Annotated in this window: 15 protein-coding genes; 4 read left to right on the top strand and 11 right to left on the bottom strand. The window is 56.5% G+C overall.

Annotation, left to right across the window (positions count from 1 at the left end; all coding sequences use genetic code 11):
* Window positions 1-53: 53 nt before the first annotated feature.
* From osmV to OSH03_RS02125, 5 genes are all read right to left on the bottom strand, one after another.
* Complete coding sequence (gene osmV / locus OSH03_RS02145) at window positions 54-1,202, bottom strand: osmoprotectant ABC transporter ATP-binding protein OsmV (RefSeq protein ID WP_266178627.1); 1,149 nt, start codon at window positions 1,200-1,202, stop codon at window positions 54-56.
* On the bottom strand, window positions 1,202-1,849 hold the full coding sequence (gene osmW / locus OSH03_RS02140) for an osmoprotectant ABC transporter permease OsmW (RefSeq protein ID WP_028012983.1): 648 nt from the start codon (window positions 1,847-1,849) through the stop codon (window positions 1,202-1,204). The genes osmV and osmW overlap by 1 nt, the downstream gene beginning before the upstream one ends.
* 8 nt (window positions 1,850-1,857) lie before the next feature.
* Window positions 1,858-2,757 (bottom strand): osmoprotectant ABC transporter substrate-binding protein OsmX, encoded by a 900-nt coding sequence (osmX, locus tag OSH03_RS02135; protein WP_151413851.1) that lies wholly within the window; start codon window positions 2,755-2,757, stop codon window positions 1,858-1,860.
* Window positions 2,758-2,775: 18 nt separating this feature from the next.
* The gene (osmY, locus tag OSH03_RS02130; RefSeq protein WP_045261451.1) at window positions 2,776-3,486 is read right to left on the bottom strand and encodes an osmoprotectant ABC transporter permease OsmY; all 711 of its coding nucleotides are present in this window, start codon (window positions 3,484-3,486) and stop codon (window positions 2,776-2,778) included.
* A 275-nt stretch (window positions 3,487-3,761) separates the two neighbouring features.
* Window positions 3,762-4,709 carry an NAD-dependent epimerase/dehydratase family protein gene (locus tag OSH03_RS02125; RefSeq protein WP_266178143.1) on the bottom strand — a complete coding sequence of 316 codons (948 nt, stop codon included), beginning with the start codon at window positions 4,707-4,709 and terminating at the stop codon, window positions 3,762-3,764.
* 91 nt (window positions 4,710-4,800) lie between these two features.
* Here OSH03_RS02125 and OSH03_RS02120 point away from each other — a divergent pair, with 91 nt between their 5' ends.
* Window positions 4,801-5,205, top strand: a complete 405-nt coding sequence (locus OSH03_RS02120) for a MerR family transcriptional regulator (RefSeq protein ID WP_266178142.1) — start codon at window positions 4,801-4,803, stop codon at window positions 5,203-5,205.
* A gap of 6 nt (window positions 5,206-5,211) precedes the next feature.
* Here the strand turns inward: OSH03_RS02120 and OSH03_RS02115 are convergent, their stop codons facing one another.
* Entirely contained in the window at window positions 5,212-5,949 is a 738-nt protein-coding gene (locus OSH03_RS02115; protein WP_266178141.1) for a YoaK family protein, read from the bottom strand.
* Window positions 5,950-6,366: 417 nt separating this feature from the next.
* On the opposite strand from OSH03_RS02115, the gene catA reads away from it, so the two are divergent.
* Entirely contained in the window at window positions 6,367-7,032 is a 666-nt protein-coding gene (gene catA, locus OSH03_RS02110; protein ID WP_266178140.1) for a type A chloramphenicol O-acetyltransferase, read from the top strand.
* Window positions 7,033-7,111: 79 nt separating this feature from the next.
* Here catA and OSH03_RS02105 read toward each other — a convergent pair whose 3' ends face one another.
* Both OSH03_RS02105 and OSH03_RS02100 read right to left on the bottom strand, forming a co-directional pair.
* Window positions 7,112-7,429 carry a YebG family protein gene (locus OSH03_RS02105; RefSeq protein WP_266178139.1) on the bottom strand — a complete coding sequence of 106 codons (318 nt, stop codon included), beginning with the start codon at window positions 7,427-7,429 and terminating at the stop codon, window positions 7,112-7,114.
* A gap of 69 nt (window positions 7,430-7,498) precedes the next feature.
* The gene (locus OSH03_RS02100; RefSeq protein ID WP_266178138.1) at window positions 7,499-7,852 is read right to left on the bottom strand and encodes a helix-turn-helix domain-containing protein; all 354 of its coding nucleotides are present in this window, start codon (window positions 7,850-7,852) and stop codon (window positions 7,499-7,501) included.
* Window positions 7,853-8,185: 333 nt separating this feature from the next.
* On the opposite strand from OSH03_RS02100, the gene oqxA reads away from it, so the two are divergent.
* On the top strand, window positions 8,186-9,361 hold the full coding sequence (gene oqxA / locus OSH03_RS02095) for a multidrug efflux RND transporter periplasmic adaptor subunit OqxA (protein WP_061098354.1): 1,176 nt from the start codon (window positions 8,186-8,188) through the stop codon (window positions 9,359-9,361).
* Between the two features lie 24 nt (window positions 9,362-9,385).
* Window positions 9,386-12,538 (top strand): multidrug efflux RND transporter permease subunit OqxB, encoded by a 3,153-nt coding sequence (gene oqxB / locus OSH03_RS02090; protein WP_028012992.1) that lies wholly within the window; start codon window positions 9,386-9,388, stop codon window positions 12,536-12,538.
* Between the two features lie 59 nt (window positions 12,539-12,597).
* On the opposite strand, the gene oqxR is transcribed toward oqxB, so the two are convergent.
* From oqxR to OSH03_RS02075, 3 genes are all read right to left on the bottom strand, one after another.
* Window positions 12,598-13,077, bottom strand: coding sequence for an efflux pump transcriptional repressor OqxR (oqxR, locus tag OSH03_RS02085; protein ID WP_061098353.1), 480 nt, complete (start codon window positions 13,075-13,077; stop codon window positions 12,598-12,600).
* Window positions 13,078-13,214: 137 nt separating this feature from the next.
* Window positions 13,215-14,603, bottom strand: coding sequence for a sensor histidine kinase (locus OSH03_RS02080; protein ID WP_266178137.1), 1,389 nt, complete (start codon window positions 14,601-14,603; stop codon window positions 13,215-13,217).
* The gene (locus OSH03_RS02075; RefSeq protein ID WP_061098351.1) at window positions 14,603-15,280 is read right to left on the bottom strand and encodes a response regulator; all 678 of its coding nucleotides are present in this window, start codon (window positions 15,278-15,280) and stop codon (window positions 14,603-14,605) included. Before OSH03_RS02075 ends, OSH03_RS02080 begins: the two co-directional genes overlap by 1 nt.
* Window positions 15,281-15,471: the final 191 nt, after the last annotated feature.

Below are 15,471 nucleotides of genomic sequence, written 5' to 3'. Positions count from 1 at the left end.
GGGTTAGCAAAAGGTATGCGTGCGAAAAAGCCGGGCGATGCCCGGCCGGAAAATTAACTGTCGCTGTGAATATTCAGCGCCCGGCGCGTACGCCCTGAGCTCAGGTATTCGGCAATATAGTCCTGCGAAATTTCGCCGTTGTAGCGCCCGTCCTCGTCCACGATCGGCATCCAGCTTGTGTTACTCTCATACAGACGGGAAAGCACCACGCGCAGGTTGTCCTCGGCCTTGCCGGTCATGCGGAACGGATGCAGGATGTCGGCGCAGGTACCGCTGGCGTTGCGCGCTTCGCGACGCTTCACAAAGCCCAGCGGCTTGCCGTGCTCGTCAACCACGGTAATCGCCCGAATATCGTTATCGTCCATGGTGGCAAACGCGTCAGGAAGCGGGGTAGAGCCTCGCACCGTAATGGTTGGCTGCTGGTCGGTGACGTCGCCCGCGGAGACCAGCAGCAGGCGCTTCAGCGTGCGGTCCTGACCGACAAACGAGCCGACAAACTCGTTCGCCGGTTTCGCCAGCAGTTCATCCGGGCTGGCGCACTGGACGATTTTTCCCTGACGGAATACCGCAATGCGGTCGCCGAGCTTCAGGGCTTCGTCGATATCGTGGCTCACCAGCATGACGGTTTTTTTCAGCTTGCGCTGCATCTCCAGGAACTGGTTCTGGATCACCTCACGGTTGATCGGGTCTACCGCGCCGAACGGTTCATCCATCAGCAGCACCGGGGGATCCGCCGCCAGGGCGCGGATGACGCCAATACGCTGCTGCTGGCCGCCGGACATCTCGCGCGGATAGCGGTGGAGGAACTTGTGCGGATCCATCGCCACCATATCCATCAGCTCTGCGGCGCGGGCTTTGCACCGCGCTTTATCCCAGCCCAGCATGCGCGGCACGACGGTGATGTTCTCTTCAATGGTCATGTTCGGGAACAGGCCAATCTGCTGGATCACATAGCCAATGTTGCGGCGCAGGGTCACGGTGTCCATCCCGCTGGTGTCCTCGCCGTTAATCAGGATGTTCCCGCTGCTTGGGGTGATGAGGCGGTTAATCATCTTTAGAGTGGTGGTTTTCCCGCAGCCGGACGGGCCGAGCAGGACGCACATTTCCCCTTCAGGCACGTTCAGGTTGACGTTGTCGACGGCCTTAAAGGTCTGGCCGTGCTTCTGTGAAAATTGTTTGGTGAGGTTTTCCAGTTTTATCATCATCGAATCCCCTTTGGAGTCAGAACTACCTGCAGACGGTGCAGCAGCCAGTCGAGCACAATCGCTAAAAGACATATCATCAGCGCGCCCGCAATCAGCATACGAATATCGCTTCCGCCGATGCCGTTAAGCAGCAGCAGGCCAAGCCCGCCCGCGCCTATCACGGCGGCGATTGCCATCACGCCGATGTTCATTACCACGGCGGTGCGGATCCCGCCGAAAATCACCGGCAGCGCCATCGGAATTTCCACCCAGCGCAGACGCTGCCAGAACGTCATACCGATGCCGCGTCCGGCTTCACGCAGGCCCGGCGGCAGGCTGTCCAGCGCCGTGTGGGTGTTACGCACGATCGGCAGCAGCGAGTAGAGAAACACCGCCGTTATAGCGGGCAGGGCGCCAATCCCCTGACCGATCAGCGAAAACAGCGGGATCATCAGGCCAAACAGGGCAATAGACGGGATGGTCAGCACGATGGTGGCTATCCCCAGCACCGGCGTCGCCAGCCACTTGTGGCGCACAATTAAAATGCCCAGCGGGACGCCGATGATAATCGCTAAGCCCACGGCCAGCGCCACCAGCCACAGATGCTGCAGCGTCAGGGTTAACAGATAGTCCCAGTTGTCCAGAATGTAGTGAACGGTATCCATAGCGCCTCCTACAGCAGCTGCTTGCTACGCAGGAAATCGCGGGCGACCTGCTGCGGTGACTGATGGTCGATATCCACCTTCTTGTTCAGCTCGGTGATAACGTCGTTGTTGAGCTGGGCAGAGAGAGTATTGAGCGCCTCTTCCAGACCGGGGTTGGCCTCCAGGGTGTCCTTGCGCACCACCGGGGTGACCGCATAGCTCGGGAAGAAGCCTTTATCATCTTCCAGCACTTTGAGATCAAAGCCCTTCACGCGCCCGTCGGTGGTGTAAACCAGCCCGGCGTCGACGAAGCCGTCGCGCACGGCGTTATAGACCAGACCCGGGTCCATCTGCCGGATTTGCGGACGGTCCAGATCCATCTTATAGGCCTCCTGCAGCGGCTTCATGCCGTCGCTGCGCCCGGCAAATTCGAGGTCTAAGCCCAGCAGCCAGTTTTTGTCCGGGTTGGTTTTGCGAACCTGCTCAATTTTCGCCACCATCTCTGACATGGTGTTGATATGCTCCGCCTCGGCGCGCTTGCGCTGCATGGCGAAGGCATAGGTGTTGTTCATGTCGGCGGGTTTGAGCCACACCAGACCGTGCTTCGCGTCGAGGCGCTTCACCGTCTCGTATGATTCCTGCGGCGACATGCGCTTGTTGATGTGGTTGAAGATGATCAGCGACGTGCCGGTGTACTCCCAGGTCATATCAATCTGCTTGTTGATCATCGCGTTGCGGGAGATCACCGTGGCGATATTGGTTTTTGGCTGAACCTGGAAACCTTTCTTTTGCAGGTACTGTACGGTCATCGCCGAGAGAATGTGCTGCTCGGTAAAGCTCTTGGTCGCCAGAATCAGCGGGGCTGCCAGCGCCTGGCCGGTGAACAGCGCCGCGGCACACAGCGCCGTCAGGCTGGAAAACAGTCTCATAAAAGCTCCTTGTTATTGTTATCGAGCGAGATGGGGGCTCATCACGCGACCCAGCGCCGCCAGCAGGGTGTCGAGGATCAGGGCGAACAGGGCGGTAGCCGCCGCGCCGAGGATCAGGGTCGGGAAATCGTTCAGATAAATGCCCGGGAAAATCAGCTCGCCGTAGCTGCTGGCGCCAATCAGGAACGCCAGCGGCGCGGTGCCGACGTTAATGGCGGTGGCGATGCGGATCCCCGAGAGCATAACCGGCCAGGCGTTGGGCAGCTCAACCTGACGCAGGCGCTGCCATTTCGTCATGCCAATGCCGTTTGCCGCTTCCAGCAGCGACGACGGGACCGAGCACAGCCCGGCGTAGGTATTGCGCACAATCGGCAGCAGCGAGGCGAGGAACAGGGCGATGATGGCAGGCGTATCGCCGATACCTATCACCACCATCGCCAGCGCCAGCACGGCCAGCGGCGGCAGGGTGTTGCCAACGTTAAATATTTGCATCACGTATTCGGCGACGCCCCGCGCGGCCGGACGACTCAGCAAAATACCGGCCGGAATGCCCACCAGCAGGGCAAAAAACATCGACGAGAAAACCAGAATCATGTGCTGTTGCCCGAGGTAGACCAGGTCAACCTGGCGCGCCTTGATTGTCTCAAGCCCGATTCCCCAGACGAGGAGGGCAAGGACCACGAGAATGGCGCCGACAAACAGCAGCGAGCGTTTGAGTAATGGGTGCATTGCGGTGTGTCTCCCTGTGCGCATGCGTTATAGCAACCGCCGGTTGCCTGTTGTTATGCCATGTTTCGGCAGGGGTAATTGACCTATAGCAAGCGTTTGGGAAGGGTTCCAGCGAAGGGGGGAAATCAGTAACCCTATGAAACTAGTGGCAACCTTCAGCCAGGCCTGATGGCATAAGGGCTGATTGTCGGGCAGGCAGAATAGTCCTAAACACGAGACTGGGATGTGACGTTGTCACAATTTAGGGGCCGCACCCTGACGGTGCGGCAACGTAGTTATGCTGTTTTATATGTTTTTGAATTCCACTCATGCCAGATGCTCTTAAGCCCTTGTCGGTAAGGGGTAACGGCGAATTCGGGGAAACGCTGCCTGAACTTCGTTGAATCAAAGAGATTGTCAGCGTCATATCTGGGCAACAGTTCCCACATTTCGCGCGCACCCTGCGAAAACAGCGCCGTCGCGGCGAATGCCAGCTTGCCGGGCACGGCGTAGTCCGCTTTCTGGCCGAAGATCTCACAGGCGAGAGTGACAAACTTTTGATACGTCAGCCTTTCGTCGCAGCAGGGTAAATGCCACGTCTGCCCGAAGGCCTCCGGCGTATTGCCCAGCAGGGCGAGCGCGCGGCTGGCATCTGGCGTCCAGATGAGGGTGCGCCGCGTATCGTCACGTACCGGAACGCGCGGGCGTTTGTGCTGCTTAAGCCTGTCGATAATGAGCGCGTTCGTGAAGCTCTGCGTTTTCTCAGGCCCGTAAAACTCCGGTGCCCGACCAATGAGAACGGGAATATCGCCCCGCTGCATTTCATCAAGCACCCGGTTGGCCATCAGCGCACGCACGTTGCCTTTTCGTCCCCGGGGCGCAAAGCGCGTCTCTTCGGTTTGCGGCACGTCGTTCTGAGGATACATATAGGTATTGTCAAAATAGACGAATTTTGCGCCCGCGCTTCGCGTGGCTTGCAGGGCGTTTTCCAGCATGGTCGGAAACTGGCGCTCCCAGAGCGCGGAATCTGGCGGCAGACCGGCAGTAAAATAGACCGTGTCGCTGCCGTTGACCGCCTTCTGCGTCTGCTGTGCATCCAGGAGGTTGGCTGAAAAGAGGGTATCGCTGGCGTTGATTTTCTGCGGATGGCGGCTGACCAGCCTGATATCATCGGTATAGCCGCGTTTTAGCTCGCGGGCCAGTTCAAGGGCTATTTGCCCGCTGGCTCCCAGAATAGTTTGCATTTTAGCTCCGTGAGAGATGGCGATCCGGTTGACCTTATAAAAAGTTTAAGCTTAAAGTTAACTTTAAGGTCAATATGCCAGAGCTAAAGAAATGAAAATTGGCGAGCTGTCGAAAATGACGGGGATCGCCCCGTCGCGAATTCGGTTTTATGAAGCGGAAGGCTTACTGCCACGGCCAGTAAGGCAGGGGAACGGATATCGCGTATATTCTACGAACGCTGCCGCGCTGCTGAAAATCATCGATAACGCACAGCGCACCGGTTTTACGCTCGAGCAAATACGCCGCTTCCTGCCGCAGCCGCAACAACGCTGGGATCATGAAGCACTGATCGAATCCCTTAAGACGCGCATTACGCAGATAGAGGCTATGCAAAAGCAGCTCGAGGAAAACAGAAGAGAGCTGCTGGACCTGGTCGCGAGTATCGCCAACCGGCCGGAGGGGATCGCCTGTGACGACAACATGCAGCGCTTGCTGGGGCAGCTGCAGGGCGATTGACCGGGTTCACGCCGCTGCGCGCACCCGGCGAACGCGCGTCGAGACGGTAATAATGGAAACCATCGCAACAATCGTGAGCATCAGCCCCAGCGCCAGCATGGCGTTAAAGCCAACCCATCTGAACAGCAGCAGCCCAGCAATCCCCCCGGTCATAAACGAGAAAATGGTGGTTAAGTGGGTTTTCAGCTGACTTTTTTGCGCCGTGGTATCCTTCGAGTAATCCCTGCGGAGCATCGCCACCAGCACGGAAGCCAGCGATATGCCTGCGTCCGTTAGCGTACCGGTGATATGCGTCGATCTCACCCGTCCGCCGGAGAGCTGCGTGGAGGTTGAATTATGAATGCCCATCAGGCCGCACAGAAAAATAATAATCTCGCGGTTGCTCGTGAGGGCGTGGAAATACATCTCGTAGAGAGAGACGCCGGTCAATAGTACCCCCTCGACGAAAAGAATTTGGCAAAAAACCAGCCTGATATTATGGATAATGCCCCATAGCACAATAAGACGGGCAATAATTGCGCCGGTGACAAAAGAGAGAATAATCGAGCCAAAGAAAATCATATCGCTCAGATCGGTGGAGGAGACTTCGCTGGATAATTGTGAGGTGTTGCCGGTCATGTGAGAGGGGAAAAAGCCAAATGCCCCAAGGGCGATGGCGTTAAGCAAACCTGCCGAGGTCGCCAGCCAGAGGGCAAGCCGGCGATCCTCCTTATGCGTTCGTTCTTTCTTGAGTCTAATCAGCAAGAATACCTCCGGGTTGAGCTTTACCTGACTATCAGGCTAGCAAAGCGGTGCAACGGGCTGTCCAGGATATGGCTTAATTATTATTCCCTCTGACAGGCTTCAGGGTTTTGTAATTAAATAAAATATCCTCACTGAGGGTGTGGGCGTGAATAATTTAAACCATGCCGTTATTTCCGTGACGCAAAAAAACGCCGGATGGTGGCTTGAGCGTTCAAACCCGTCCTCAAGTGCAGGCTCGCCGGGCTTGTCAAACGGTGTCATCATCGACAGCCCAGGTACGACATCCGCCAGGGTAAACGTCCCGCCCGCCGCAAAGACATAGCGCCAGCGTTAATGAATTCCGTCGCCTGCTTGCTTAATGCGGGGAAAAAATTTAGGCTAACATCAGAGATGTCCTTGCTCATTAAAGGCTTAGAAATGGAAAAAACAATTCCGGAATATACGTCCGTTGACTTATCTCGTTGGGCAAGGAAGGAACATTTTGAGATTTTTCAGGGGTTCGCTCAGTCGACGTTTAACCAGACGGTTTTAATCGATATTACCGCGCTGTTAAAACACATCAAAGCGGTTGGCTGGAAATTTTACCCGACGATTATTTTTCTCATTTCTAAGATCGTCAACAGTCGTCCTGAGTTCCGTATGGCCATGAAAGACAATGAGCTTATTATATGGAACGAAGTCCATCCAAATTATACCATTTTCCATAATGAAACAGAGACATTTTCATCATTATGGAGCCATTACGATGGCAATATTCAGCACTTCCAGAAGACCTACGCTGAAGACATTGCGCGCTACGGTAATAATCTTGCTTATTGGCCTAAGGACGAATCCAGGGAAAATATCTTTTTCATATCTGGCATTCCCTGGGTGAGTTTTACCAGCTTTAACGTCAACGTTGCGCACATGAAGAACTTTTTTGCCCCTATGTTTACGCTTGGAAAATACTACGAACACGATGGCAAAGTATTATTGCCCCTCGCCGTTCAGGTTCATCATTCCGTGTGCGATGGTTTCCATGTGGCAAGGCTGTACAATGAGTTACAAGAGATGATTGATGCCTTGCCGCAATCCGGCGCGTGATTTGCCAGGCGCTGACGTTAATAAAAAAGCCGCAAGCAGCATGCTGCTTGCGGCGTCAGGTTCGGTGACGATGTGGCGATCAGGCAGCTTTTACCGCTCTGATTTTTTTACTGTCAGCCGCATCTGATTCGGTTTTATCATCAGCCGCAGGGGCATCGAGGGCAGGGAGCTTGCTGGTGCGCAAAATATGCTGCACGGTCTCTTTCTGCTCGGCGAGATACAGACCAAGATTTTCAGCCTGCGTTTCATCCATCTGCATTCCGCTTTGCAACAGCCAGTCGGTGAACGCGTCTGCCATATCGAGCAGCCTGTCGTGAGCGTCAGCCTCTTTCTTACTGGCAAATGTCATTTTCTCTTCACCTTTTCTTACGACAACATATTTTATTTCAACAGCCATCACGCACCTCTAATACTGTATTTATATACAGTATAACAGCTTCGGGATGATGTTGCAGTAAAAAGTGAGCTACTGGTGCATCGGCTGCGTTTCACGACCGCCGATACTGCGTCTCCATGCGCCAGGTGCCTGACCGTACTGGCGTTTGAAACTGCGGTTGAAGGACTGCTGAGAGTCAAACCCGAGCGCAATCGCCACGTTCAGGATGGGCTCATCGCTGTGTGCCAGGCGCTCAACCGATTTTTGCAGCTTTTGCGCGCGAATATATCCGGCGAGGGGATAGCCCGTGTGCTCTTTGAACAGGCGCTGAAGGTGCCATTTCGAATAGCCGGAGCGCCTTGAGACGGTCTCAATGTCCAGGCGACTGTCGAGGTTGTTATCAATCCAGTCGAGTAAATCATGCATAAATGCGCCAGTGTTCATCAGGTTTCCCCCACGCAGCGATAGAAAGGTATCTTTATCTGTTGCATTTTAAGGTGGCCTGGTTTCACGATAATTGCAAGTTTTATTGTTGCATTTAAATCCTTACCCGAAACGGGCCTTTTATCGACGACTCAAATAGCACATAAAGTGCAACAATTATTCTTGCACTTAGTTAGGCGCATTCCTACAATCGCCGCGATAGTGTATTCGAAACTGTTACAGTTTTGTGGCGATGAACGACACAAATGGCCTTAAGCCAGCCCGGACAAAGGAAGTGGCGCGGCGCCTCCCGCTGCGTCTTGCCCGGCGGCTGCAATTACCGGAATAAAAATAATGAGCCTGCAAAAAACCTGGGGAAACTATCATCTGAATGCACTGGGAGCGATGCTGCTCTCCGTGCTGCTCGTCGGATGTGATGACAGCGTAGCGCAAAACGCCGCGCCGCCCGCGCCCGCCGTCAATGCTGCTGACGTGGTTGTGAAATCTATTAGCCAGTGGGATAGCTTTAACGGCCGGATTGAAGCTGTGGAAAGCGTGCAGCTTCGTCCCCGCGTCTCTGGCTACATCGACAAAGTGAATTTCACCGACGGCCAGGAAGTGAAAAAGGGCGAGGTGCTGTTCACGATTGATGACCGAACCTATCGCGCCGCGCTGGAGCAGGCGCAGGCGACGCTGGAGAGAGCCAAAACGCAGGCCAGCCTGGCGCGAAGCGAGGCTAACCGTACCGATAAATTAATCAATACCAACCTGGTATCCCGTGAAGAGTGGGAGCAGCGCCGTTCGGCCGCCATTCAGGCGCAGGCCGATATTCGCGCGGCCCAGGCTGCGGTAGACGCCGCGCAGCTGAATCTCGACTTCACCAAAGTGACGGCACCTATTGATGGGCGCGCCAGCCGGGCGTTAATCACCAGCGGCAATCTGGTCTCCGCGGGCGACAGCGCCAGCGTGCTCACCACGCTGGTCTCGCAGAAGACGGTTTACGTCTACTTTGACGTGGATGAGTCAACCTATCTTCACTATCAAAATCTCGCCCGCAACGGGCAGGGGGCGTCCAGCCACCATACGGCGCTACCGGTTGAGATCGGCCTTGCCGGCGAGGAGGGCTACCCCCATCAGGGCAAAGTGGATTTCCTTGATAATCAGCTTACGCCGAGTACCGGTACGATCCGCATGCGCGCGCTGCTGGATAACGCGCAGCGTCAGTTCACGCCGGGACTCTTTGCCCGCGTACGCCTGCCGGGCAGCGCTGAATTCCAGGCCACGCTTATTGACGACAAAGCGGTGCTGACTGACCAGGATCGCAAGTATGTTTATATCGTGGACAAAGAGGGCAAAGCGCAGCGTCGCGATATTACGCCGGGGCGTCTGGCCGACGGTTTACGCATCGTGCAGCAGGGGCTGAAACCTGGCGATAAAGTCATCGTTGACGGTCTACAGAAAGTGTTCATGCCGGGTATGCCGGTGAATGCGAAAACCGTCGCCATGACTGCCAGCACCGCCCTCAACTGATCACTTGACCAGAGAATCCTTCCCATGGACTTTTCCCGCTTTTTCATCGACAGGCCGATTTTCGCTGCCGTACTGTCGATTCTGATTTTTATCACAGGATTAATCGCCATCCCGCTTCTGCCGGTGAGCGAATATCCTGACGTCGTACCGCCAAGCGTGCAGGTGCGCGCGGAGTATCCGGGCGCCAACCCGAAAGTGATTGCCGAAACCGTGGCGACGCCGCTGGAAGAGGCGATCAACGGCGTTGAGAACATGATGTACATGAAATCCGTCGCCGGCTCGGACGGCGTGCTGGTCACTACCGTCACGTTCCGTCCGGGTACCGATCCGGATCAGGCGCAGGTGCAGGTGCAAAACCGCGTCGCGCAGGCCGAGGCGCGTCTGCCGGAAGACGTGCGGCGCCTGGGCATCACGACGCAGAAGCAGTCGCCAACGCTGACGTTGGTGGTGCATCTGTTCTCGCCCAACGGTAAGTACGATTCGCTGTACATGCGCAACTACGCCACGCTGAAGGTGAAGGACGAGCTGGCGCGTCTCCCCGGCGTCGGCCAGATTCAGATTTTCGGCTCCGGTGAATACGCCATGCGCATCTGGCTGGACCCGAACAAGGTCGCGGCCCGCGGGCTGACCGCCTCGGACGTGGTCACGGCAATGCAGGAGCAGAACGTGCAGGTGTCCGCCGGGCAGCTTGGCGCCGAGCCGCTGCCGAAAGAGAGCGATTTCCTGATCTCCATTAACGCCCAGGGTCGTCTGCATACCGAGGAAGAGTTTGGCAATATTGTCCTGAAAACGTCGGAGGACGGTTCGGTCGTCCGCTTGCGCGACGTGGCGCGTATCGAGATGGGTTCCGGCAGCTATGCGCTGCGTTCCCAGCTTAACAACAAAGACGCGGTCGGGATTGGTATCTTCCAGTCACCGGGGGCAAACGCCATTGATTTGTCTAACGCGGTGCGCGCCAAAATGGACGAACTGTCCACCCGTTTCCCGGAAGATATGAAGTGGGCGGCACCTTACGATCCGACAGTTTTCGTGCGCGACTCCATCCGTGCGGTGGTGCAAACCCTGCTGGAAGCGGTGGTGCTGGTGGTGCTGGTGGTGATCCTGTTCCTGCAAACCTGGCGCGCGTCGATCATTCCGCTGATCGCGGTGCCGGTGTCGGTGGTGGGGACGTTCAGCATTCTCTATCTGCTGGGCTTTTCGCTTAACACCCTCAGCCTGTTCGGGCTGGTGTTGGCCATCGGTATCGTGGTGGACGACGCCATCGTGGTGGTGGAAAACGTCGAGCGAAACATTGAAGAGGGGCTTGCGCCGCTGGCGGCCGCGCATCAGGCGATGCGTGAAGTCTCCGGGCCCATTATCGCGATTGCGCTGGTGCTGTGCGCGGTGTTCGTGCCGATGGCGTTCCTCTCTGGCGTTACCGGTCAGTTCTACAAGCAGTTTGCGGTGACGATAGCGATTTCCACGGTGATCTCCGCCATCAACTCGCTGACGCTCTCTCCGGCGCTGGCTGCGCTGCTGTTAAAACCGCACGGCGCGCCGAAAGACTTCCCGACCCGGCTTATCGATCGCCTGTTCGGCTGGATTTTCCGTCCGTTTAACCGCTTTTTCCACCGTAGCTCGAACGGCTATCAGGGGCTGGTAGGCAAAACGCTGGGCCGACGCGGCGCGGTGTTTGTGGTGTATCTGCTGCTGCTGTGTGCCGCGGGCGTGATGTTTAAAGCGGTACCCGGCGGGTTTATTCCGACGCAGGACAAGCTGTACCTGATTGGCGGCGTGAAGATGCCGGAAGGCTCGTCGCTGGCGCGCACCGACGCGGTGATCCGCAAAATGAGCGAAATCGGCATGAATACCGAAGGCGTGGACTACGCGGTGGCTTTCCCGGGTCTGAACGCGCTGCAGTTTACCAACACGCCGAATACCGGGACGGTGTTCTTCGGCCTGAAGCCGTTTGACCAGCGCAAGCACTCTGCGGCGGAAATTAACGCGGAGATCAACGCCAAAATCGCGCAAATCCAGCAGGGCTTTGGTTTCTCCATTCTGCCGCCGCCGATTCTGGGGCTGGGTCAGGGGTCAGGCTACTCGCTGTATATTCAGGATCGCGCGGGTCTGGGCTATGGCGCGCTGCAAAACGCGGTGAACACCATGTCCGGTGCGATTATGCAGACGCCTGGGATGCACTTCCCGATCTCCACCTATCAGGCTAACGTTCCGCAGCTGGACGTGCAGGTTGACCGCGATAAGGCGAAAGCGCAGGGCGTGTCGCTGACCGATCTGTTCGGTACGCTGCAAACCTATCTGGGCTCGTCGTACGTGAACGACTTCAACCAGTTCGGACGCACCTGGCGCGTGATGGCGCAGGCAGACGGGCAGTTCCGCGACAGCGTGGAAGATATTGCGAATTTACGCACCCGGAATAGCCAGGGCGAAATGGTGCCGATTGGCAGTATGGTGAAAATCACGACCACCTACGGGCCGGATCCGGTGATACGCTACAATGGCTACCCGGCGGCGGATCTGATTGGCGATGCCGACCCGCGCGTGCTCTCGTCCGCGCAGGCGATGACGCAGCTGGACGCGATGTCTAAGCAGATCCTGCCGAACGGAATGAATATTGAATGGACGGATCTGAGCTTCCAGCAGGCCACGCAGGGCAATACGGCGCTGATCGTCTTCCCGGTCGCGGTACTGCTGGCGTTCCTGGTGCTGGCGGCGCTGTATGAAAGCTGGACGCTGCCGCTGGCGGTGATCCTCATTGTTCCGATGACCATGCTTTCCGCGCTGTTTGGCGTCTGGCTGACCGGTGGGGATAACAACGTCTTCGTGCAGGTGGGGCTGGTGGTGCTGATGGGGCTGGCCTGTAAAAACGCGATTCTTATCGTGGAGTTTGCCCGCGAGCTGGAAATTCAGGGCAAAGGCATCATGGAAGCGGCGCTGGAAGCGTGCCGCCTGCGCTTGCGTCCGATTGTGATGACCTCCATCGCCTTTATCGCCGGGACCATTCCGCTGATCCTCGGCCACGGCGCGGGCGCAGAAGTGCGCGGCGTCACCGGGATTACGGTCTTCTCCGGGATGCTGGGCGTAACGCTGTTTGGTCTGTTCCTGACGCCGGTGTTCTACGTGACGCTGCGTAAGTTCGTGACGCGCGGCAAAGTGGAAAGGGAGGTTCTGCCCGCGTAGGGATACCGCAGATAACAAAAAACCGCCTTTATCGTAAAGGCGGTTTTTTTTCGCGAAAATTACTGGGCTTTTTTGTACTGGGCAATGAGTTCAGGTAAAGGATCGCACCCGCTGGTATCGGCTTTTTTGACCTCGTCCAGCGCGCTTGCCACGGTGTGGCGCGCTAATACCGCGAGCGAAGCCTGCTCTGCTTCTTCGGAAATCGATTTGAAGTACCAGCAGGCGTTGGCGCTGACCACGCAGCGGGCCGGCACGTCCGGGCGCGACGCCCAGAGTTTTTTATCTTCGGTGACTGAAAGGTAGATATCGCGCAGGGTAATCTTTTCCGGCGGACGTCCAAGATGAATTGAGCCGTTGCGGCCAAGCGTTGAGACGATAATGCCGTCACGCGTGAGTGGAACCATCAATTTGCGGATAAAGCTCGGGTTGGCTTCCAGGCCGTAGGCCAGAATCGCACTCGTCGAACGTTCTCCTAGTTGCTCCGCCATCGCTACGCTGAGAACCATCTGCAAAGCTGTCGGGAAGCGGTAATCTAACATTTCTCTTTCCTGGGTTGCGGTGAATCTTGTTCTTTTTGGCACCGCAGAGGTGAATAAGCAATAAACAACAATATAACAAATACGGTAATTTTTTTGAAGCAATCTGCGGCATTTGCGATCGAACACCCTGTTCTGGTTTAGCTAAACGTGCGGTCCGGGAAGTCAACCGTCACCAGGAGGCCACCTTCTGCGGAAGTACTCAGGTTTACGCTGCTGCCGTGCTGCTGTGCAACGGCTTTGACAATGGCAAGCCCCAGCCCGCTCCCGCTTTGCATCTGATTGGGATCGCGGAAAAACCGGTCGAATACGCGCTCGCGCAATTCAACCGGAATGCCCGGCCCCTCATCGGAGACGCGCAGCTGGGCTGATTTATCTGCTGAGCGTACCTCTACCTGAATCCGCCCGCCCTCAGGGCTGTACTTCACGGCGTTTTCAATGAGATTGTCGATCAGCGACATCAGACGTTCCCGGACGCCAGCAATCCAGATCTCATCCTCAGCGAAGAATTCCAGCTCAATCCTGCGCCCCGACGCTAGCGGCTCCAGCGCAGCCATCCGCTCTTGTATGAGCGACGTCAGCGGTACGGGCTCCATCGCGGTGTCAATGCGCGCTTCACTGTGCATCATCAGCAGCAGCTGGTTGACGAGACGGGCCGCCCGGCCGTTGCTGCGCACAATCCCTGCTAGCAGCTGCCGCTGGCTCTCGCTGCTTGCCCAGGACTGCAGCGCCTCCACGTTAATGCGCATCGCAGCCAGCGGCGTACGCAGCTCGTGCGCGGCATCCGCAATGAAAACCCGTTCCCGTTCAGCGCTTTCCCGCACTCTGGCAAGAAAATCGTTTATCGCGTCCACCATTTTGCGAAGCTCCCTGTGCCTCGGGCCGGCTTTTAAGGGAGAGAGATCGTCTGGCCTGCGTAATGAAATTTCATTCACCACCTTGCTCCAGGGACGCATTGCAATGCGGATCGACAGCCACGCGGGAAACAGAAGAAAAGGAATACAGACCAGCAGCGGCATAATGTAGTAGCCGCGTGAGTTCAGATAGATAAAGAAGTTCCAGCTGCCGGCCGGTGTGAAAAGAGTAACGTCCACGTCGGAACGAGGGGACTTGAGGGTTCGGCTGGTCCAGGTACGACCGTCACTCTGAACACGCTGGATTTCACCCAGCCTGGTGTTCATTACTCCCGTTGGTGCGCCAGCGGATGAAAAAATGATTGCGTTATTCTTGCGAACGATGAGGTTGATTGATAATGCAGGATCTTCGCCGCCGCCATAGCCTTCCCGCAACGCCTTACTGAACGCTTCCAGCACCTCGTTACGATCCTGCGGGCGTTCGCCAAGACGATCAACCAGGGAAAAAACAGTGTCGTACGTCTTACTGCCCGTCAGTATCGGAGGGCTACGCAGGTCCTCCAGCAGTATGAAGGTCAAAAAAAGACACCACAGCAGGGTAAGCAGCACCATCTGGGCGATGATAATTCGCCGCACCAGCGTGGGACGCTTCAGGAGGAACCAGACGTTTCGCATTAACCCGTCACCTTCTGAACAGAGACGGTATCAATGACGTACCCGACGCCCCGCACCGTTCGCACATAGCCTTCGCCAATTTTCCGCCGCAAATTTCCCATATGCACGTCGAGCGCATTACTGAGATTTTCCTTGTTGCCGAATATCCTTTCTTCCAGGAACCGCCGCGTAATCACCCGGTCAGCGCGCAGCATCAACGTTTCAAGCAGCGCATATTCACTGGCCGTCAGCTCAACGTGACGCGCGCTCACCGTCACGCGACGCGTCGGGACATGAAGCGATAAGCCCCGGATCTCTATCGCCTCATTTTCAAAACCGTAGCTGCGTCGCGCAAGGGCTCTGACTCTCGCCAGCAGTTCGGCGAGAACGAAGGGTTTGACAAGATAATCGTCTGCACCGGCATCCAGGCCGCACAGGCGATCCTGCAGCGTGCCTCGCGCCGTCAGGATAATGACGGGGATCCCCTTAAGCTGCTGGCGCAAACGCGTCATAAGGCTCATGCCGTCGCCGTCGGGCAGCCCCAGGTCGAGCAAAATCAGTTCCGGCACGCAGACGTCAAGCTGATGCAGCGCATCCTCTTTACGGCGAACCCATATGACGTCAAATCCCTGATCTGAAAGGGCAATACGCACGCCGTTGCCAAGATCCAGGTCGTCTTCGATTAGTAAAATTTTCACATTGGTAACTGTAACAACCGTGGATGAAGAACAACTTAAGAAAAAAACGGTAGCAGGAAATCCGTCCGGTTTACAGCACCGGCTGGCGCTTCAGCGTTTCTTCATTTTCGGCTCATAAGAACCTTAGGGTCGGTATTCAAAATGGGCGTCCTGGCGTTTCACCGCCTGCATCGCAACCATTTGAATCCATA

It is taken from the genome of Enterobacter nematophilus (assembly GCF_026344075.1).
GTDB classification, from domain to species: Bacteria; Pseudomonadota; Gammaproteobacteria; order Enterobacterales; family Enterobacteriaceae; genus Enterobacter; species Enterobacter nematophilus.
This window is presented reverse-complemented; position numbering and strand designations above follow the sequence as displayed.

Excerpts from the sequence above, each read along its gene's own strand:
- OSH03_RS02105 (WP_266178139.1), bottom strand. The coding sequence starts at position 7,429 with ATGGCTGTTGAAATAAAATATGTTGTCGTAAGAAAAGGTGAAGAGAAA.
- osmY (WP_045261451.1), bottom strand. The coding sequence starts at position 3,486 with ATGCACCCATTACTCAAACGCTCGCTGCTGTTTGTCGGCGCCATTCTC.
- OSH03_RS02080 (WP_266178137.1), bottom strand. The coding sequence starts at position 14,603 with ATGCGAAACGTCTGGTTCCTCCTGAAGCGTCCCACGCTGGTGCGGCGA.
- OSH03_RS02100 (WP_266178138.1), bottom strand. The coding sequence starts at position 7,852 with ATGAACACTGGCGCATTTATGCATGATTTACTCGACTGGATTGATAAC.
- oqxR (WP_061098353.1), bottom strand. The coding sequence starts at position 13,077 with ATGTTAGATTACCGCTTCCCGACAGCTTTGCAGATGGTTCTCAGCGTA.
- osmW (WP_028012983.1), bottom strand. The coding sequence starts at position 1,849 with ATGGATACCGTTCACTACATTCTGGACAACTGGGACTATCTGTTAACC.
- osmX (WP_151413851.1), bottom strand. The coding sequence starts at position 2,757 with ATGAGACTGTTTTCCAGCCTGACGGCGCTGTGTGCCGCGGCGCTGTTC.
- catA (WP_266178140.1), top strand. The coding sequence starts at position 6,367 with ATGGAAAAAACAATTCCGGAATATACGTCCGTTGACTTATCTCGTTGG.
- OSH03_RS02125 (WP_266178143.1), bottom strand. The coding sequence starts at position 4,709 with ATGCAAACTATTCTGGGAGCCAGCGGGCAAATAGCCCTTGAACTGGCC.
- oqxB (WP_028012992.1), top strand. The coding sequence starts at position 9,386 with ATGGACTTTTCCCGCTTTTTCATCGACAGGCCGATTTTCGCTGCCGTA.
- oqxA (WP_061098354.1), top strand. The coding sequence starts at position 8,186 with ATGAGCCTGCAAAAAACCTGGGGAAACTATCATCTGAATGCACTGGGA.
- OSH03_RS02120 (WP_266178142.1), top strand. The coding sequence starts at position 4,801 with ATGAAAATTGGCGAGCTGTCGAAAATGACGGGGATCGCCCCGTCGCGA.
- osmV (WP_266178627.1), bottom strand. The coding sequence starts at position 1,202 with ATGATAAAACTGGAAAACCTCACCAAACAATTTTCACAGAAGCACGGC.